Consider the following 19,247-nt stretch of genomic DNA (forward strand, 5'->3'; position numbering starts at 1 on the left):
CACTAGCTCGATCAGAAGCTTTGGGCGGTGCTTACCATGCCGGCCCGGCAGCATCTGATGCGCGATACCCTCGAACACCTCGATGCCGACCAGGATGGCAGAATCCGGGTGCCGGATATCATCAAAACCATTGGGGAACTGAAGGCGGCGCTATCGTCTCTCGATATTCTCTTTGAGCAGACGGATAAAATCTCCACCGGTCAGGCAGCCGATGCAGAGCTGCGTCTGGCTATTGTCAATGTTAATGAAATCATTAGTGAAAAATCGCAAAACCTTCCCACTGATTCCGGAAATACCCCGGTTCCCAGTCAGACTAACGACAGCAGCGCTGATCTCGTCGGCATCGGCAAGGCAATATCCTTGTTTTCCAAGCTGCCGCTCAACGGCGACGGGGTGGTAGTTCCCGAATCGACCGAGGACGTCGGATTGCAGACCCTGATCAAGACGCTCATTGACGCAGGTTATTCCGTCGCCGATGCCAGCGGCGCGCAAGGTCTGGATGCGGCCTGCTGCGAAAAATTTGTCTCGGATGCCAAGGCATATCTGGCGTGGGCCGAGGAGCCGGGGAAAAATCCGGAACTGCTGCCTGCCGGGGAAAAAAGCGGCGAGGCAGTTTCCCTTTTTAAGGAAATCCATCTTCAGCTTGATGAATATTTCCAACGCTGCAAGCTTCTGGCGATGGCGGAAACCAGGACTGCGACAGGCGAGTTGGAGGCGGCTTTTTCGGCTGTTCTCTCGCAAACGGTTTCCCCTGATTCAGAGGCACTGAAGGCCCTTCCGGTTGCGTTTCCCAACAGTGACGGGATATTGCATCTCGACGGACCGCTGCATCCGGAATATGAAAAAACTCTGCGCGCCTTCTTCGCCCTTGTCGAACTGGATAACGAACTGACATCGGCAAAGTGGGAGGCGGTAAAAGCCCGGTTTGCATCATATCGGGCGTGGTTGAGCGCAAAGCCGCTGATCCAGGCGGAGGCGCTGGGCGTTGAAACTCTGGGGACCATTGTTGATGAACTCGTCAAAAGTCACGCTGCGGTTTTCAACTCATAGGGGGGGTCATTTCTTGGCGGCGTGAAAACGGTTGCAAGTAACCCCAAAGTTTTCAGAAACTGCTCTTTGAAAACAAAAATAGTGTCCTGAAGGTAAAATTTAGCGTTGAGAAGGCCGGAGTTTACCGATACCGGAGTCTTAGAGGGTGTGGTGAGCACGTTGCGCACACTCGTTGCCCGGAATATATTGACGGCAATGGCCTTCAACCTGGCAAAATAGGAGACGGCAGACAGACCTCGAACCCTGAGTCGTTTGACTCCTGTTGTTTTGTCCATTGCCGAGAAGGTTGCCTCTATACCGGAACGCCACCGGTATTTGTCTTTGAATTGGGGAGAGTATTCCATTGCCCGACGCTTGGCAATTCGTATGGCCTTGATATCATAGTATAAATAATGATCGTTCTTTCCCTCTTTAACAGGGCATTGAGCCCTGAGGGGACAAACGTTACATTGCTCAGAGGCAAAGGCGACACCATGTTTCTGCTTCTTTCCTGTTGATATTCTGACAGGGGCGTGTCCTTGGGGACAGGCCGTGATGATTCCCTTCTCTGATTGATGAAAGTCGGCAAGACTCAAGGTTTTTTCTTTCGGTGTTCCCATCGTGGGGGAGATGATATCAATACCCATCTCCCGCGCTTTTTCACAGTTGTCATCACTGCCGTAGAGCGAATCCGCAAGCACTTCCGCAGGGGCCAGATCGCGCGCGCTGGTTGATTCCAGCGCGGGAATCAGCGCATGTACATCGCCGATGCAAGCGGATTCCACATCCACATGGGTGATCAGATTCAGGGTCTTGCCCCTAATATCTTCATCTTTGGAATCACAATATGTTTCCATTACTTGCGCCTGATAGCCTTGCCCCTTGTGACCACTGTACCCGGCATCGGGATCGGAAGGATTCTGCAATGAATCGGAGGGAACCTCTTTCGGGGGGATTACTTCCACCGCCTCAGGCTGATCGTCTTTCGCTTCCGTTACGCGGCATTGATTCTTCAGAACACGAAGCAGCGTGTTATAACTGTGGAGAGATTTAACATCATCGTTCTCCTCGAAAAGCCGAACCAGAGCAAAAAGATCACGAGCAACGCCCTCCAGTGTCTTTCCTGACTCTGTGGGTTTTACCAACGAAAAACAGCTAAGCGCCTTCTCGCTCAGGTAACGATTTACAAGCTCTTTATCAATTGTTTCAAAGATATCAGGATGACGTCGTTTCAGATTGACAAGAAACGTATGGATACTCTGGGAAAAAATGCCGATTCTTCCCAGGCGGCGCATGTTGGAGCGGATATGTACCGAATCTATACGCTGTTTGGTTGTGTCCACCTGAAAAGCCTTTGCCAGAGCCTCCGTTGTCTGGTTGAATAACTCGACGTCGAGCTTCTCCCTCATGACCAGATTACGCAGTTTCCAGAGGGTTTTCAGGGACAGGTACTTGGATTCATCTGATTCGCCAGGAATATCAAGGGCATAGTGCCATTGAATGTTGAAAGAAAACTGGGATACTGTTTCTTCGTCGGTCAGGTCATGCATCTGCTGGATGAGTAGAGATCCCAGGGCGGCATACAGCTCTTTGGTCGGCCTCCCGAAGTCTTCCGTAAAGAAGCCGGCAAACTTGTTTACGGGCATGGACAACAGAATTTGTTCACGGAACAGACCTGCCCAGGATTCGGATAAAAGTTTCTTCCTTTTTGGTCCAAGATAGTCCCAAGGATCAAAAAGGTAACCAGTTTGGTGATCGCGGATATGAATCATGTATGCACCTTTAAATAATTAATATTTAACATGATTTATACCATTTTACGCAAACTGTGTTAAGGAAAATATGCATGTTTATTTGATTATTTTAGTCGTTTATATCGGTTTTGACTTTTGACGAGGGCATCATTGTTGACAGCCAGGATATTGTGAAAATTGAGGCATTGATAGAAGCGGACAAGAAGATGGCGGATGTTGCCTTGCAATTGCAGAGATTGCGCCAGGTTGCCCTTTTAAAACGCGATTTCCTGCAGATTCTGAAGAACTTTGTAAATCTGGATGAGTTCTATCTGAACAGACGGGGCATTTTTCAATCGGGGCGGCTTTTTCTCGATAGCCGGGAACTGGAGCTTTGCATGGATGTTACCAACGCTGCCGCCCATGCCGCAACCGCCGGTCTTTCCTCGATGTATCTTATCTATTGCGATCTGACCAAAAAGGATGGCACGAAGAAATCAATCATGGCAGCATTTACCGCCGGGGATGCCGACGACATTTTTGTCGGCCGTAACGGAATTTTTTACGACGTCGAAAACAATGACTGGGATGCTGTCATAACGAAGGTTGTCGTGCAGCCGATCAACATCAGGGAGGCCTTTTTCAGCCCCTACAAGTGGTTTGTGCGCACAGTTGAAGAGCTTGCCATGAAACGGGCCGCGGCCGCCGAGAAGGAGTCGCTGAATAAAACGAAGGATTCCGCCGGCGCCGTGGTCGCACCGAAAGGCGGCGCTTCGGGGGGCGCTGTTCAGCCTTTGGCCGCCAAAAAGATCGATGTCGGCACAGTCGCGGCAATTGGCGTCGCGTTGGGCAGCATCGGCGTGATGGTGACCGGCTCTCTCGGCATCTTCTTCGGAACGGGCATCTGGATGCCGGTGGGCCTGCTCGGAGGGATCCTGCTCATTTCCGGCCCGTCAATGATTCTTGCCTGCATGAAACTCCGGCGGCGCAACATCGGCCCGCTCCTGAACGCGGAGGGGTGGGCGGTAAACGGCAAGTTGAAGATCAACGTTCCCTTCGGGACAACGCTCAGCCACCTTGCGGTTTTGCCGCCCGGGTCGTCAAGGCAGTTTATGGACCCCTTTGCCGAGAAAAAAAGCCATTGGCGATTGTACGTTTTTGCAGTTTTTCTGATCGCCCTGGTCTTGATTTTATATTTTACCCGGTAATTTGCATAGTGAAGCCGCTTTCATAAGTTCAACGAGTACCTATACTTTCGGGGAGCCTGCATCTGCATTCGCGCAGGGCCGGAACATCCCTCCCCTTGGCATGCTTTACGCATCGATCTCGGCTTCGACTTTCTGGAGCACTTCCGACCCGTTCTGGTTTACGACCCGGATGGCAAGCTTGGCGCGGCCCGCCTGAACGTCTGTAACGGCGCCCTCGACGGAAATCGTATCTTCCATCATGACCGGGGCGCTGAAACGACACTTTATTTTCTTAAGTCGGCCCGGGTCGCCGGTCCAATCGGTAACGACTTTCGCCGCAAAGGCCAGCGTGCACAGACCTTGGAGAATCGACCCGCCCAGCCCCACCATCTTTCCAAACTCGGGATCGATATGGATCGGGTTGAAATCGCCCGAGGCGCCGGCGTAGTATAGCGACCGGTATCTATCGACCTGCTCGCTGCCGGTGAATGTTTGCCCTTTTTCAACTGTCATCGTGAGTCTCCTGTTTGTATGAAAATCCCCCCATCCCCCCTTTGCCAAAGGGGGGCAAGGGGGGATTTTCATGCTTCGTTGTGCCCGCTTCGGGCATGGGGGTTTTTATGGGTGTCAAACCTGCACTCTTTACGGTTTTGACGCGTAGTTATCCCGTCGTTGTTAATTGCTTAATTTCTATGCCTTATTTCCTTGCGACAAAGGTATATATCCCCCGGCATACCTCATGGCCGCGCTGGTTTGTTGACTTGACCTCGATCGCAATGACGTCCAGCTTCTCCTTGTTTTGGATGGCGATGATCCGCGCGCTGCTGGTGATGGAATCGCCCGCCTTGATAACCTCCAGAAATTCCAGCTCCTGCTCGCCGTGGACGATCATCGGCATGTTCAGGTTCAGATCCTTGTCCAGGAAAACGGGTTCGATCAGATACGCGCCAATGACGACCGCGAAGGTGGGAGGCGCGATAATCGCGCCGTATTTGGATTTTTTGGCGAAATCGTCATCGAGATAATGGGGATCGAGATTCTTGATCGCCTTGGCGTACTCCTTGATTTTTTCCTTTCCCACCTCGTATGTGTAAGCCGGATATGTTTTGCCGATGAATTTGGTATCTATGGACATAGTTATCTCTCCCTGTTCCTGTCTCCCCCAAAATCCGGGCGACAGCATAATTTTACCTTTTAAGTTGAATACTTATGGATAAGATCCTTGGCGATCAGCACCCGCTGTATTTCCGAAGTTCCCTCGCCGATCTCGCCCAGTTTGGCATCGCGGTAGAGGCGCTCCACTGGAAACTCCCTGATATAGCCGTAACCGCCATGCACCTGCACCGCCATGCTGGAGATCTGCGTGGCGGCTTCGGAAGCCCAAACCTTCGCCACCGACGCCAGCACCGCTGAATCCGGCTGATTCGTCTCCTTGGCCCAGGCAGCTTGGTAAATGAGGAGCCTGGCTGTATCGGACATGATCATCATGTCCGCAATCTTGAAGGCAATTTCCTGAAAGCGGTTGATCGGTTTGCCGAAGGCCTTGCGCTCCTTGGAATACCTGTTCGCGTGTTCCAGGCACTTGGCCGCGATTCCCAGACAGACGGTCGCCATGCCGATCCTGCCGTATTCGAGGGTCTGCATCGCCTGGATAAAACCATTGCCCGCCTTGCCGAGCACCGCGCTTTCCGGAACTTCGCAATCAACCATGATTAGCTCGGCCGTGGGGGAGCCGCGGAAGCCCATTTTATCGAACGGCTTGCCCGCTGAAAATCCCGGGGTGTCGCGCTCTACAAGAAAGCAGGTAACGCCGTCCGCCGGTCCCTTCTCTTTGTCGTTATAGGCGAAGATCAGCGCGACATCGGCGATCGTCGCGTTGGTGATGAAGGTCTTGGTTCCATTAAGTACCCATCGGTCGCCCTTTTTCACAGCGGTTGTCCTGATGGAAGCAGCATCCGAGCCGGCTTCCGGTTCGGTAAGGCCAAAGCAGCCGATGAGCTCGCCCTTGATGATGCCGGGAAGGTATTTTTCTTTCTGCGCGGCAGTGCCGAACAGCCTAAGCGGCATGCCGAAGAGGCCGCTGGAGGCGCCGCAGGATAAAAACGTGGAAGCGCAGGCGGCAGCCACAGCTTCTCCGGCGATCGCCTGACTGATCAAATCGAGATTTGTACCGCCGTAAGCCTCTTCGTGGCCGATCCCCAGATAGCCGATGCCCGCCATCATTTTGATGTTTTCCTTCATCAGTCTGCCCGCTTCTTCAGGCGCAGCCCTGTCAAGAATTTCAGCGCGCGGTTCTATTTCCTTCGTGCAGAACTTCGTAAAATTGTCCTTTATGGATAACTGCTCCGGCGTCAAATCATAGTTCATGATATTATTCTCCTGTCTAATTATTCCGTTTCCGGGCGTGTCATGAGAAGTAGCTCAGGATACGGGAGATGATGAGCCGCTGAATTTCGGAGGTTCCGCCGCCGATCTGCCCGAGCTTCGCATCCCGGAGGAACCGCTCGATCGGGTATTCATGGATGTACCCGTAACCGCCGAAGACCTGGACTGCATCATTGGCGGCTTTCACGCCCCAGTCGCCCACAATCGCCTTCGCGATGGAGGTATGCATGTGATCGAGCGGTTTGCCGGAGTCCTTGTCATGGGCAACCCGGTAAACGACCATGCGCGCTGCCTCTTTGATAATCCGGAGATCCGCCAGCTTGTGCTGGATCGCCTGGAAGGCGTTCAGCGGTTTTCCAAACTGCACCCGCTCCTGCGAGTACTTGGTGCACGCCTCGATGGCGAACTGCATGCCGCCGATGAAGGGTGAAAGCAGTGAGCTTCTGTCCCAGGAGAGGGTCTCGTGGGTGTATTCAAAGCCCTTGCCGATCTCGCCCAGCAGGTTTTCCTCCGGGACATCGCAGTTGTCGAGAATCACCTCGGCGGTGGCGGAGGCCCGCACCCCCGTCTTGTGGAAGGGCTTGCCGGTTGCAAAGCCGGGGAAGCCCCGCTCGACAATGAAGGCGGTAATCCCGTTGTGCTTCAGCGCCCGATCGACCGTGGCATAAACGACGCAGACGTTGCAGACCGGGGCGTTGGTAATGAAGGTCTTTGTGCCGTTGAGGATCCATTTGTCGCCCCGTTTGACCGCCGTAGTAGTGAGCGACGCGGCGTCGGAACCGGCGCCCGGTTCGGTGAGCCCCATGCAGCCGATCCACTCGCCGCCGGCAAGCCTCGGGATGTACTTTTTGAGCTGGTCAGGCGTTCCATGCTTGAAGATGGTATCCGTGCACAAATACGTATGCGCCCCCATTGCCAGCAGATGTCCCTGATCGACGCCGGCATGTCCCAGGGCTTCGCCTGCCAGGCAACAGGTCACGACGCTGGCGCCGCCCCCGCCCAGTTCCTCCGGAAACGGCAGGCCCAGAAGCCCCATCTCTCCGAGCTTCTGCCATACCTCCAGCGAAAACTCGCCCTTGAGGTCAGCCTCCTCGACCAGCGGCACGATTTCTTTTTTCGCGTACTTATAGACCGATTCTTTAAACATTAACTGCTCGTCCGTATAACCGAATTCCATGAATGCCCCCTAATGGATTATTATTGTTTGACGACCAAAGAGAGAATCTGCGCCTTGATTTTCTCCCGGAGCTCGGGATAGAAAAAGGCCTCGTTATCAATCACGTACTGGATGATGGTCCCCTGAATCAGGGCAACGATGATGACGGAAGTAGTTTTGACATCCACGGCCATGAACACGCCTTTTGCCGCCCCCTCCTCGATAATGGCGGCGATCTCGTCGCGGTAGCTCTGGTAAAGCTTGATATTGGCCTGGCGAATCCGGCTGTCGTGATTCATCTGTCCCCAAAAATCGATCAACACGTAAAAATAAGCCTTTTCCTTATCCACCAGAGCGAACGCCTCGTCGCAGAAGGCCAGCAGTTTGTCCTGCGGTTCGGTCAGCGCTGCCAGCGCCCTTTGGAGATTATTACCGAGTTTCGCGTTCATCTCCTTCAACAGCTTGAACAGAAGTTCCGCCTTGTTCTTGAAATAATAGTGGACCAGCCCCGTTGACAGGCCGGCCTCCTCGGCGATGTCCCTGATCGTGAAATCGGAATAACCCTTCTCGCCTACGACCTTGTACGCCGCTTTGGTCAACTGGGCGCGTCGCAGATTCAATAAATCATTTTTATTTTGCTCATCCATCATTATCGGCGCTCTCTCCATCAAGATCAATCTGTTACCTTAAAATACTCAATATCCCGGATGCTGCCTTTTCGCTCCCTGGAAAATACCGGTGCGACCCGGGCGCCGATTCGGAGCCTTTTTTCCTCCTCGACGCTGATGTAGTGCTGAAAAAGGGTATCGGCGCCGTCCAGTTTGATGAAGCCGTAACCATAGGGGACCGGCTTCTGCCTGCCTGTTTCCGGATCGAGGAAGGCAAAGCGAATAATGGTAAAGGTGCCGATGACCCCTTGCGGCCCTACTTCGACCCACTCCTTCATCTCCACAAAACAGTCCCCGCAGACCGCGCGCGGCGGGATATAAACCTTTTTGCACCGGGGACACCGAACCGCCATAAAACGACAGTTGTCCCGTATCTCTGTAAAAAACCTGCTCCCGTGCATCCCCACGCTATACGCAAAGGGTTGAACCGCGTCGCCTGAGGCGATGATGAGCTGTTCTGGCCTGACCATAATTTTTACTCCCCTGAAATCAATGCGGTTTTTTCCTGCCGTGCAGGATCATATCGGTCCACCAGCAGCCGCCGAACCCACTGCTGAAGGCAAGCTTGACGTCCGGAACCTGCCTGTACTCGGCCTTCCCCATCACCTGCAGCGCCGCCTCGGCGCACCGGATAAGCCCGGTTGCCCCGATGGGATTGCAGGAGATAACGCCGCCGGACGGGTTGATGGGAAGCTCGCCGCCCATGTCGGTATTGCCGTCCCAGATATACCGCGGCGCCTCGCCGGGGCCGACAAGGCCCATGTCCTCAATCCAGATCAGACCGCCGAACGAATAGGGCTGGTAGAGCTCGATTACGTCCAGTTCCTTGCGCGGCTCCCGGATGCCCGCCTTCTTCCAGAGTTCCTGCGAGCCCTCGCGCATGCTGGTGAGCCGTCCGTAATCGGCGTCGCCGAGATAACTGTATGAATGGCGCGCCGCCGTGCCCAAAATCCAGTCGGGCTGCGGGCAGATCTTCTCCGCGACGTCTTCGCTGGCCATAATGACGGCGCATGCGCCGTCGGAACGGGGGCAGACGTCCAGCAGATGGATCGGATCGGCCAGGATCGGGGAGGCAAGCACTTGTTCGAGGGTTACCTCCCGGCGGAGATGCGCGTGGGGGTTGTTGAGTGCGTGTTTTCGGTCGCGAACGCTCACCCGGGCGGCGTCGCGGTCGGTAGCGCCGTAGCGGGCCATGTAGGCCTGCGCCTCCGCGGCCAGTCCCGAAATCGCGCCGGCGAATACCAGGCGATCCCAGATGGGATCAAAGGCGGTGGTGATGGCGCCGGTGGTGTCCGACTCGGAGTTCTTCTCCCAGCCGATGATCAAAACCCTGTCGAACATCCCCGACCCGACCAGATGATATCCGCCAATAGCTACAGTGCAGCCGGTGGTCCCGCCGGTGGTCAGCTTGATAATGGGCTTCATCGTGCCGCCGGAGCCGTCCACGCTCCAGCAATCGACGTAATTGATTCCCTCAAAGTGGTCCATATTGCCGATGACGATGGCATCGATGTCTTTCATCTGCAGATCGGCGTCGTTGAGCGCCCGGATAACCGCCTCGTTAATGAGCTCCTGTCCGTTTACATCCGGACGGTGGCTCGTATGGAATGTCTGGCCGGTTCCGACAATTGCCACTCTTTTTGCCATGTTTCTTCCTCCTACTTGTCCCGGTCCAGGATAAACACGCAGTGGGACTGGCCGGCAAGCCCGTTTACCCCGTGCGCCAGACCGGTTTTTGCCTTTTTTACCTGAAATCCTCCCGCGTCGCCCCGAATCTGCCTGACCACTGCGGCCAGGCTGTAGAGGCCGGCGGCGATAACCGGGTGGCCGGAAAGCAGTCCGCCGGAGGCATTTACCGGCAGCCGGCCGTTTCTGTCAAAATCGCCCTTTTCGAGGAGTTTCCCGGCCGTCGCCGCCTCGGCAAGCCCCATTTCCTCGAGCCACAGGAGTTCCTGATAGGTAAAGGCGTCGTGCAGTTCGACAACATCGATCTCTTTTTTCGGGTCATTGATGTCGGCCATAGCGTAGGCCTTCTTCGCCGCTGCGGCCAGCGCCCGGGCGCGGGAGAGGTTCCGGTCGCCCAAAAAGAAGCTGTCCGCGCAAAACGAAACGCCCCTGATCCAGACGGGCCTCTGCCTGAACCTGGTCGCCACCGATTCGTGGGCGATAATGACCGCCGCGCACCCATCGGACACCGGTGAGCAGTCCAGCTTGTGGAGCGGGTCGGCGATTGGCTCGGAGGCGAGTACATCCTGAACGGTGATTTTCAGCGGGAGCTGCGTAAGCGGGTTTTTGAGCGCATTGCCGTGGTTCTTCACCGATACCAGCGCCAACTGCTCCTCAGTGGTCCCGGTGCGGTGCATGTATGCCCTGGCCTGCAACGCGCAGGCGGTAACCATGTCCAGGCCGAGGGCGCGTTCGTAGATGGGATCGAAGGCCGCATTGGTGATGAGGCTCGATACGCCCTCGGAACCCTTGGAATGTCCGGTGACCAGCGTGGTTTTGTATGAGCCGGAAAGGCAGCGGGTCATCCCGTAAAGCGCCCCGTAGGCGCCGTCCCCCTCGACGCAGGAGACGTTTTTGTGGGCCGCGCCGCTGGCGTCTCCTACGGCCATGCAGGAAATCGTCCGTCCGTCCCAGAAGTCGCTGGAGGTGGTCACCACGTTGTCGATATCGGCAATCGTCATGCCCGCATCGTTCAGGGCCTTGTTTACGGCCTCCCACGCCATGTCGGCGAAGGTCTCCCGCACCTTGTTTTTTTCTATTTTGGTCATGCCGACGCCGATTATCGCCGCTCTGTCCATGTCGCTGGCTCCTTATTTTGTTGGCCGGAAATGCGAAATATCCAGGATGCCGCCCGTGCGCGCCTCGGAGAACACCGCCTTTACGCGCATGCCGATGGCCACGCCTTCCGGCTCTATTTCGTCTATATAATGCAGCAGGGCGGTGTCGGCGCCGTCGAGTTTGATCAGCCCCCAGATGACCGGTGCCTTTCGATTCTTGGGGATGGCGGCAAACTGGCGCCTTGCCACGGTAAAGGAAAGGACGCGCCCCTCGCATGCCAGCTCCACCCACTGCGTATTTTCAGTAAAGCAGATCGGGCAAACCTTGCGGGGGGGACAAAATACCCTGCCGCAGGCCGGGCATTTTGTCCCCATTATGCTTTTTTCATCCCGCAGGGCTGTAAAAAATCTGCTCGCCGTGTTGCCGGCCCACCAGGAATAGGGGATATTGATCTTGCTATGGCAGACCATCGGTTCAATGCCTGGAAATTGCGACATGCTTGTTCTCCTCTTCTTGTGCGCCAGCGCAGTTACTGCTGCAGACCATTATTTACGATACAGCTCATCTACGGCCTCTTTTTCATACATCTCGGCGATCATGGCCTGATACTTCTCGATAACCACCCGCCGCTTCAGTTTGAGCGTTGCCGTCAGCTCGCCGCCCTGTTGTGAAAAATCATCCCCGATGATTCGGTAATCCTTGATTGTTTCATACCGGGCTAAATGTGTATTGCGCTCCTCGACATGTTGCCGGACGATGGCCAGAAAAAGGGCATTATCCAGCAAATCGGCCGGTTTTTGGCAGGGGATATTTTTTTCTGCCGCGATCATCGCTGCCAGGTCCAGATCGATGTTGCAAAGCCCGGTCAGGTACTTTTTCTTTTCCCCGATGACGATAAACTGGGTGAAGAGCGGATCCGACTTGAATAAACCCTCGATCTTCTGCGGGGCGACATTCTTGCCGCCCGAGGTAATGAGGATGTCCTTTTTGCGGTCGGTGATGAGCAGATTGCCCTCTTCATCGAACTTTCCGATATCGCCCGACAGAAAATATCCATCCGGCGTAAAGGATTCGCTGGTTTCCTTCGGCAATTTCCAGTATCCCTTTGTCACGTTGCCGCCCTTGATCAAAATCTCTCCGTCGGCGGCTATCTTGATGTCCTGGCCGGGGAGCGGCTTGCCGGTGGTACCTATCCGGTAATCAGCCAGCGACTGCATGGTGGCGGGCGCCGTCGTTTCCGTCATGCCGTATCCCTGAATGACCGTAATGCCGGCGGCGTTGAAAAAGCGAATGATCTCCGGGGCAGTGGGGGCGCCGGAGGCCGTCATCCAGGTGACCCGTCCGCCTAATTTGTCCTGGAGTTTTTTGAAGATGATCGCATAGGCGAGTTTGTACTGGAGCTTCAAAAAAAACGGGATGGGCGTGTGCCTTTCGCGGAGCTCGCTGATGCGGCTGCCGACCTGCTGCCCCCAGATAAAAACCTTCTGTTTGAAGGGGGATTGCTCTTTCACCTGCGCCATGATCTTCTGGTAAACCTTTTCGCAGACGCGCGGAACGGCGAGGATCATCGTGGGCCGCTTCTCCGCAAAATCACTAAGCAGCGTGTCGATGCTCTGGGCGTAGGAAGCGGTGATGCCGCAGTACATGCCATAGAAGTGGCCGGCAATCCGTTCAAAAACATGGGAAAGGGGCAGGAACGGAACCGTGCAGTCCCGGTCGGAGGCGAAATGGGGCAGAATCCGGTCCAGGGACTGGACCACCCAGAAAACATTCCCATGGGTGATCATCGCGCCCTTGGGCAATCCGGTGGTCCCGGATGTATAAACAATCGTCGCCAAGTCGTCAGCGGTGACTTCCCGGGACAGCTTCTCAAAAAGCTTGGGGTCTGCGGCGTGTTCATTCCGGCCCAGCTCCAGCAGAGCCCGGAAACTGATAATCCGGGGGTGCCCCTTAGCCTCCGCTTCCTCCATGACAATGATCTTTTCGAGGCGGGGGCACTTATCCACAATCTCCAGCACCTTTTCGAGCTGGTTTTGGTTTTCCGGGATAATAACCTTCGCTTCGGAATTATTGACAATATATTCGATCTCCTCGGCCGCCAGCGTCGGGTAGATCGGGATGACGCAGGCGCCGATTCCGAGTGCGCCCATATCCGCATAAAGCCACTCCAGCCGGTTTTCGGAAAGGATGGCAATCATCTCCCCCTTCCGGACTCCCAGCGACCAGAGCCCAAGGCCGACGGCGCGCGCCCGTTCGTAATACTCGTTCCAGGAGGCGCCTTGCCAGACGCCGTTCATCTTTTTTTCGACGGCAAGCCGCTCCCCGTATTTTTTGGCGCGGTTCCGAAAAACATCATTCATGGTTTTTTCTGATGATTCCATAGCGCATCCCCCAAAGTTAAAGGCTATCTTGGCTTCATACCCATAATCAGACGCGCCTCGGTCGCTGTCGCCACCGGTCGCCCCAGGGCGCTGGCAATACTCACTGCCACTTCCACCAGTTCGTAACTTCCCCGGGCCAGCCGGCCGTCCGGCATCCGGATGTTGTCCTCCAGCCCCACCCGCATGTGTCCGCCGAGCAGGCACGACTGCATGATGCAGGGGAACTCGTCCGTGCCGACGCCGCAGGTGGTAAAGTTGGCCCGCGGCGGCAGCGCGTTCATCATGGCGATGAACGATTCGGCGCGGAAAGCCTGCCCGCCCGCCACTCCCCAGACAAAGTTGAAATTCATCGGGTCGCTGAAGATGCCCTGCCGGGCGATCAGCAGGGTGTTGTCCAAACCGCCCATGTCGTAGCATTCGATCTCCGGCTTCACGCCGTTTTCTTCCATCGCCCGGCTGAAATCCTGCAGCATGGTGAAGGTGTTTTCAAACACATAATCAATGAATATCTTTCCTGTTTTTCTCTCGACAATGCCGAAATTCATCGTGTTGGTGTTAAGCGACGCCATCTCGGGCTTGATCGCGACGATCTGGGAGATCCGCTGCTCGGCTGTTTTGCCCATGCCGACGGCGGAGCTCAGGTTGACGATGAGTTCCGGACACCTGTCCTTGATGGCGTCGTGGGTTGCCTTGATCCGGCCGTGATCATGGGTGGCCATGCCGCCGTCTTCCCGCGCATGCACATGCACCATGGCCGCGCCGGCCTGCCAGCACTTCCAGGCTTCTTCGGCAAATTCCTCCGGCGTGTAGGGCACGGACGGGTTTTGGTTCTTCATGGTTGCCGCGCCGGTGAGCGCTGCGGCAATGATAACTGGCGTTGCCATATCGGGTTTTCCTCCTTTTCGTTTTTCGTTAGTCGCTGGTTCGTCCGCAGGATTCCATTGCTTCCGGGCCGTGTTGAGCGCGTGAATAGAGATTTTTTCGGGCGCTGGTTTAAAATGATCGATGTCGAGGATGGTGTTCGTCGTCTCTTTGGCAAAGACCGCCTCTACCTTCATCCCGATCTTCACGTCCTCGATTTTGCACTCCTCTACGATGTGCATAAACGGCGTGCCGGCGCCGTCGAGTTGGATGAGGGCCAGGACATAGGGGGCAGGCCGCGGCAGGTGCCGGTCGTCGTAGCGCACTACCGTGAAGGTGGTCACCGTGCCGGTATTGTTCAGCTCTACCCAGTTGTCGCGGATGTCGGTAAAGTCCTTGTCGCATACCTGCCGGGGCGGGAGATAGACGGTGTTGCAGGCGGGGCATTTTACGCCCATGATTTTCTGCTGATCGCGAATGGTTGTAATAAATTTGCTGCCCACCCGCCCGGCGAAGTAGGTGTAGGGGAGCGCCATTTTACCTTCGACTTCATAGCTGTCTTCAAATCCAGCGACCTGCTCTTTTGCCATATCCCCTCTCCTTACTCATCTATCTCGAAGTATTTAATGTCCCAGATATCCCCGCTCCGGTTTTCCTCCCAGACGGGGCGGACGCGGGTTCCCTTGTTTTCGTTCCAGCCCGCCTGAATCTTTTCTATCTGATCCTTCCGGATAAAGTGCGGCAGGGTTTCATTGCCCTTGCAGCCGTCCAAAAGGATGTTGATTGATCCGTAGGGAGTTTCCCGGGCCACGCCGGTCAGTGGATCGGGCAGGGCGTAGTAAACGACGTCCATGTAGCGGACTTCACCCTTGGGTCCGACCTCCACGAATTCAGCGGCGCGCACCCGGCATTCCGCGCAAACCTCCCGCGGCGGGAGTTGCAGGCGGCCGCACCGGGGGCATTTATTGGCGTATATCTTTTTATCCTTCAACCCCCGGAGAAACTTCCCCATCACGGGGCCGGTTGCAAACCTCTGATTGATCGAGATGGTCTTTTTCAGCGTCAGCAATTCCTGCTCCTGGACGTTCCCGGCCAGGGGGTCCTTGTATTTCTCGAACAGGAGAGGCCATTTCGACGCCATCATGTTGATGTCGCCTTTGGCGGCCGCCTTTCCGGCCGCCAGGATGCTCTGGGCGTCGATCTTCCCGAGGATGAAGTCAACGTAATCCCGGGCGTCGTTAAATTCCAGCGTTACAGTCGGTTTGCCCTCGATGGTCGTCGTGACCGTGCAGGCCTTGTCCTTGATGAAGACGCTCCACTGGCCGCCCTCCGCCCCGCCGAGATCGAAAGCAAAGGAGGCCTCGAGCCCCTCGGCTTCTTGGGCCTTGAACCGCGGCACGATGGTCGCGAACATGTCGGCGAGATACTCCCTTGTCGTCATCTCCTTTTTGGCAAGGACGAATTTGCGGAAAAGCCGGCCGGTCTTCCCGAAGGCGGCCATGTCGCCTTCAATCCGGAACTTGCCGCTTATGAAGGCGTTTGTTGCATCAACCTTGCCGACGTTGACCCCGACAAAGGTCTCCCCGTCGGCTGCCATCGTCGCGACGCAGTGGGAGAGGTCGTCGGTCTTTGCGAGCGTCATCGCGTTATTCTTTACCGTCAGTTGCCATTTCCCTTCGTCCTTGATGTCGTAGCCGAAAACCGCTTCGACATCCTTCGCCCCTTCGGGCCGGAAACGCTCCGGCATCGAGTTGAAGATATCTGCTACTGTGACGCCCCAGTATTCTGCCATCGCTATCCTCCTACCAGTTCAGTTCCTTTTCCAGCATTGTCATTACGGTCCACATGGTGCCGCCGAACCCGGAGGCAAGCGCGTGCTTCACCGGAGTGGGAATCTGGTGCGGGCCGGCATTGCCGCGCACCTGCAGCGCCGCCTCGGCCACCCGGATCAGCGCGGTGGCCCCGATGGGGTTCGACCCGATAACGCCGCCCGAGGGATTGATGGGCATTCTGCCACCGATCATGATTTCCTTGTTCTCGACGAGCTTGAGGTGCTCATCGCCGTGCAGGGCAAAAAAGTCCCGGAGCCAGTCGATAGCCCACCAGGTGGCCGGATCGTACATTTCGAACACGTCAAAGTAGTTTAGCGGGTCTTTGATCCCGTTGCGCCCAAAGAGCTGCTCGGCCGCGAATTTATGCGTCTTGATGACGGGGACTTTCCGGTCGTAGCCGAAGATGTTGAAGGTTTCCTCCCGATGGACGGTGATATGATCCCGTATCCAGACCGGCGTCCGGGCAAGCTCCTTCGCCTTCTGCTCGCAGGCGAAGATGACGCAGCAAGCCCCGTCGGACTGGGAGCACATTTCTATGAGTTTCAGCTCGCCCACGAGTTTAGGCGAGGTGCGGATCAAATCGTCGATCTGGCTGAATTCAAGGCCGAAGGCGCGGTGTGCGTTGGGGTTGAGGCACGCGTGCTTGTCCATGATGATGCGGTAGGTAAGGGACGCCCGGTTGGCCCGCTCCAAACCGAATTCCCGTTCGACGTCGTAGGCCGAGGAGCCGGTAAGCGCCCCCGCCTGAATTTTACGAAACCAGAGGGGATCCGCCATGTTGGTGATGCCGCCCGTTGTGTGTCCCTCCTGCAGTTTCTCAAAGCCGATCGCCATGACGATATCGTACATGCCAGACGCCGCGAGATTGTCCGAAGCGCAGGAAAGCGTCGCTCCCACCGTGCCGCCGGTGGTGATCCGGATGCAGTCCTTGCCGTACGCGCCGGTTCCCAAAACATGCCAGAGATCCGGCTGGTGGACCATCTCAAAGAGCTCCATGTTGCCGTGTACGACGCAGTCGATGTCCTTCATGGTCAGGTTCGCGTCTTGCAGCGCCAATCTGACGGCTTCATGGATCAATTCCGGCTGGTTGACGTCCTCGCGATGGCTGGAATGCTTCGTCTGGCCGATGCCGATAATGCCGACATTTCTGTTTTTCTTGTGATGCGCCATTCCTCAACCCCCCTGCGTTTCCATGACGATTACCGCCTGATGCTGCCCGGCCCCGCCGGTTGCCGCCTGGGCGACGGCCCGCTTCGCGTTTTCGACTTGTCGCTCACCGGCCTGCCGGGAGAGCTGATAGTAGCATTCAATAACCCTGGCCGCCCCCCCGAGGAGCAGCGGGTTGCCATTCAGTTGTCCCCCGGACAGGTTCACGTTGAATGTCTCCATGCCGCCCTCGTCAATCCATTGGCCGCCCTGCCCTTCATCGGCAATGCCGACCCCCTCGGCCCACATGGGGAGCTGATACGCTGCCTGGTCGGCAAGCTCGAAAAGCTGAATCTCCTTCCGGGGGTCTTTGATCCCGGCCATCGCGTACGCCCGCTGGGCGGCATTTTTCAGCGAAAAGTTGGACGCAAGGTCCCGGTCGCCCATGAAATACCGGTCCATGCAGCTTCCATAGCCGGTGATCCAGACGGGATTTTTCGTAAACTCCGCTGCCCGCTCTTCGCTGCACAGCAGCATTCCGTAAGCCCAATCGGTGACCGGATAGAGGTGCAGCTCCCTTAGCGGGTCCGAGTACAAAGGAGAATTCAGCACTTCCTCCTCGTCAACGAGTTTATTTTCGCGGCCATAGGGGTTTTTTGCCCCGTTCTTGCGGGAGCGCACCACTATTTTTGCCAGCTGCGCGTCGGTAATCTGCGATTTTTCCATATAAGCCCGGGCCTGCAGGGCGGCCACGTTGTGGTAGTCCATGCCGAGGGGCCGGCAGTAGAAGGGGTCATAGGCGAGGTTGGAAACCATCCGGCGGCTTTCCCCCTGCGACTCCTTGCAGTGGCCCATAAACAGGATGACGTCGTCGTGACCGGAAAGGATGCAGGCCATCGCGTAGCCGAGGCCATTGATGCTCTCCTGTGCGATCTTTTCCTCCCCGCGGAAGTGTGCTCCCACGACATCCGTGATGCCGTTGTCGGAGATTGTGCGCGCATCGAACACGTCATCCGAGCAGGTGATGATGGTGCGGATGCCCGTTTCCATGTCGAAGGTCGCCTGCGTCTGTTCCATGATCGGCTCGAAGCAGTCGAGCAGCATGTTTTGAAAGCGCAAATAGTGATAATTGGGATGATTTTTAATCTGCGCCACGGCACAGACAGCTAATCTTCTACCCATTGCCAACGCTCCTTCCTGTTTGAGGGGGAATATAGTTTATGCCAATCATATCGTTATATTGCTAATGAAATTATTTTCCGCTATCCCGCCGTCTGGACGGGCGACCGTCATTTGCAGAGGCGGTTTTGCAGCCCGCCCAATGCGTCTCAGTGCAGATAGCAATTCCAGAATTCTCCCTTTTTTACTGACTTGATGATCGCATCCTTTTCCCGCTTCGCATCCAGCTCCACCCAGGCCCTGCCGATGCCGGCGGCCGTGTGCGAGTCATCGGAGGCGATTTTGGGATAGGCTATCGCCAGCGCTTCGAAAACACGATCGCGAAAGCCCTTCTTCGTTATTTCCACCGCATCCAGGGGATACAGCTTCTCCAGTTCGGCAAGCCGCGCCAGCAACTGCTCCGGGGTAAAGTCATATTCGCCGATGTGGTTGAAAATATGCAGTTCTTCCTGGTCGCCGGCGATTTTTCCCACGTGTACATAGCCATTGACAAAGACCGTAAGCTCGATGCCGTAAAAAATAATCATGTCCGTTTTTACCTGCCGGTAAAGGTCGAGATAGTTTTTCTTCAGCAGGTGATCGTGATCCGTAAAGGCTATAAAATCATATCCTTTTGCTTCGTAGGCCGCGGCGGCTTCCTGGGGGGAAAGCTCGCCGTCCGAGCAAGTGGTGTGCGTATGTAAACAGCCTTTGAGGAGCATAGATGTCAACCTGTCGTTCACCAAAAAAATAACAGTTCACCAGATTTGTTGATTCGCGGATATTTCTCTTGGACGATTGAGGCAATTGCAAAACTCCCCATTCTTGTCATTCCCGCAACGATTCTGAGCGGGAATCTGGTTCTAACTGCTTGAAAAAACCATATTCCCGATAGAGACATTATGGACATTAAGCTGCGCTTTCGGG

Annotated in this window: 19 protein-coding genes; 2 read left to right on the forward strand and 17 right to left on the reverse strand. The window is 55.8% G+C overall.

Annotation, left to right across the window (positions count from 1 at the left end; genetic code table 11):
* The first annotated feature begins 36 nt into the window (after positions 1-36).
* On the forward strand, positions 37-1,050 hold the full coding sequence (locus tag K0B01_08780; protein MBW6486226.1) for a hypothetical protein: 1,014 nt from the start codon (positions 37-39) through the stop codon (positions 1,048-1,050).
* Here K0B01_08780 and K0B01_08785 read toward each other — a convergent pair.
* Positions 1,026-2,675 carry a transposase gene (locus tag K0B01_08785; protein MBW6486227.1) on the reverse strand — a complete coding sequence of 550 codons (1,650 nt, stop codon included), beginning with the start codon at positions 2,673-2,675 and terminating at the stop codon, positions 1,026-1,028. The genes K0B01_08780 and K0B01_08785 overlap by 25 nt on opposite strands.
* Positions 2,676-2,953: 278 nt before the next feature.
* Between K0B01_08785 and K0B01_08790 the strand changes: the two genes are divergently transcribed.
* On the forward strand, positions 2,954-3,970 hold the full coding sequence (locus tag K0B01_08790; protein ID MBW6486228.1) for a hypothetical protein: 1,017 nt from the start codon (positions 2,954-2,956) through the stop codon (positions 3,968-3,970).
* A 105-nt stretch (positions 3,971-4,075) separates the two neighbouring features.
* Here the strand turns inward: K0B01_08790 and K0B01_08795 are convergent, their stop codons facing one another.
* The 16 genes from K0B01_08795 to K0B01_08870 form a co-directional block, all read right to left on the reverse strand.
* Positions 4,076-4,462 (reverse strand): MaoC family dehydratase, encoded by a 387-nt coding sequence (locus tag K0B01_08795; protein ID MBW6486229.1) that lies wholly within the window; start codon positions 4,460-4,462, stop codon positions 4,076-4,078.
* A 184-nt stretch (positions 4,463-4,646) separates the two neighbouring features.
* Complete coding sequence (locus tag K0B01_08800; GenBank protein MBW6486230.1) at positions 4,647-5,084, reverse strand: MaoC family dehydratase N-terminal domain-containing protein; 438 nt, start codon at positions 5,082-5,084, stop codon at positions 4,647-4,649.
* 59 nt (positions 5,085-5,143) lie between these two features.
* Complete coding sequence (locus K0B01_08805) at positions 5,144-6,316, reverse strand: acyl-CoA dehydrogenase family protein (protein ID MBW6486231.1); 1,173 nt, start codon at positions 6,314-6,316, stop codon at positions 5,144-5,146.
* A 40-nt stretch (positions 6,317-6,356) separates the two neighbouring features.
* Positions 6,357-7,511 (reverse strand): acyl-CoA dehydrogenase family protein, encoded by a 1,155-nt coding sequence (locus tag K0B01_08810; protein ID MBW6486232.1) that lies wholly within the window; start codon positions 7,509-7,511, stop codon positions 6,357-6,359.
* A gap of 20 nt (positions 7,512-7,531) precedes the next feature.
* Positions 7,532-8,140, reverse strand: coding sequence for a TetR/AcrR family transcriptional regulator (locus K0B01_08815; protein MBW6486233.1), 609 nt, complete (start codon positions 8,138-8,140; stop codon positions 7,532-7,534).
* A 23-nt stretch (positions 8,141-8,163) separates the two neighbouring features.
* Positions 8,164-8,628, reverse strand: coding sequence for a Zn-ribbon domain-containing OB-fold protein (locus K0B01_08820; GenBank protein ID MBW6486234.1), 465 nt, complete (start codon positions 8,626-8,628; stop codon positions 8,164-8,166).
* 19 nt (positions 8,629-8,647) lie between these two features.
* Positions 8,648-9,805, reverse strand: a complete 1,158-nt coding sequence (locus K0B01_08825; protein MBW6486235.1) for a thiolase family protein — start codon at positions 9,803-9,805, stop codon at positions 8,648-8,650.
* A gap of 11 nt (positions 9,806-9,816) precedes the next feature.
* Positions 9,817-10,962, reverse strand: a complete 1,146-nt coding sequence (locus K0B01_08830) for a thiolase family protein (protein MBW6486236.1) — start codon at positions 10,960-10,962, stop codon at positions 9,817-9,819.
* Between the two features lie 12 nt (positions 10,963-10,974).
* The gene (locus K0B01_08835; protein ID MBW6486237.1) at positions 10,975-11,439 is read right to left on the reverse strand and encodes a Zn-ribbon domain-containing OB-fold protein; all 465 of its coding nucleotides are present in this window, start codon (positions 11,437-11,439) and stop codon (positions 10,975-10,977) included.
* A 48-nt stretch (positions 11,440-11,487) separates the two neighbouring features.
* Positions 11,488-13,323, reverse strand: a complete 1,836-nt coding sequence (locus K0B01_08840) for a long-chain fatty acid--CoA ligase (GenBank protein MBW6486238.1) — start codon at positions 13,321-13,323, stop codon at positions 11,488-11,490.
* 23 nt (positions 13,324-13,346) lie between these two features.
* Positions 13,347-14,774, reverse strand: coding sequence for a 3-keto-5-aminohexanoate cleavage protein (locus tag K0B01_08845; GenBank protein MBW6486239.1), 1,428 nt, complete (start codon positions 14,772-14,774; stop codon positions 13,347-13,349).
* An 11-nt stretch (positions 14,775-14,785) separates the two neighbouring features.
* Positions 14,786-15,976, reverse strand: coding sequence for an SCP2 sterol-binding domain-containing protein (locus K0B01_08850; protein ID MBW6486240.1), 1,191 nt, complete (start codon positions 15,974-15,976; stop codon positions 14,786-14,788).
* A 10-nt stretch (positions 15,977-15,986) separates the two neighbouring features.
* On the reverse strand, positions 15,987-17,186 hold the full coding sequence (locus K0B01_08855; GenBank protein ID MBW6486241.1) for a thiolase family protein: 1,200 nt from the start codon (positions 17,184-17,186) through the stop codon (positions 15,987-15,989).
* Positions 17,187-17,189: 3 nt separating this feature from the next.
* The gene (locus K0B01_08860; GenBank protein MBW6486242.1) at positions 17,190-18,344 is read right to left on the reverse strand and encodes a thiolase family protein; all 1,155 of its coding nucleotides are present in this window, start codon (positions 18,342-18,344) and stop codon (positions 17,190-17,192) included.
* A 146-nt stretch (positions 18,345-18,490) separates the two neighbouring features.
* Positions 18,491-19,042: a PHP domain-containing protein gene (locus K0B01_08865; GenBank protein ID MBW6486243.1), complete on the reverse strand. Its 552-nt coding sequence runs from the start codon at positions 19,040-19,042 to the stop codon at positions 18,491-18,493.
* Positions 19,043-19,059: 17 nt separating this feature from the next.
* Positions 19,060-19,247, reverse strand: a 188-nt coding sequence (locus K0B01_08870) for a hypothetical protein (protein ID MBW6486244.1), incomplete at its 5' end; no start/stop codon positions are given.

The organism is Syntrophobacterales bacterium (assembly GCA_019429105.1).
Classification (GTDB): domain Bacteria; phylum Desulfobacterota; class Syntrophia; order Syntrophales; family UBA5619; genus DYTH01.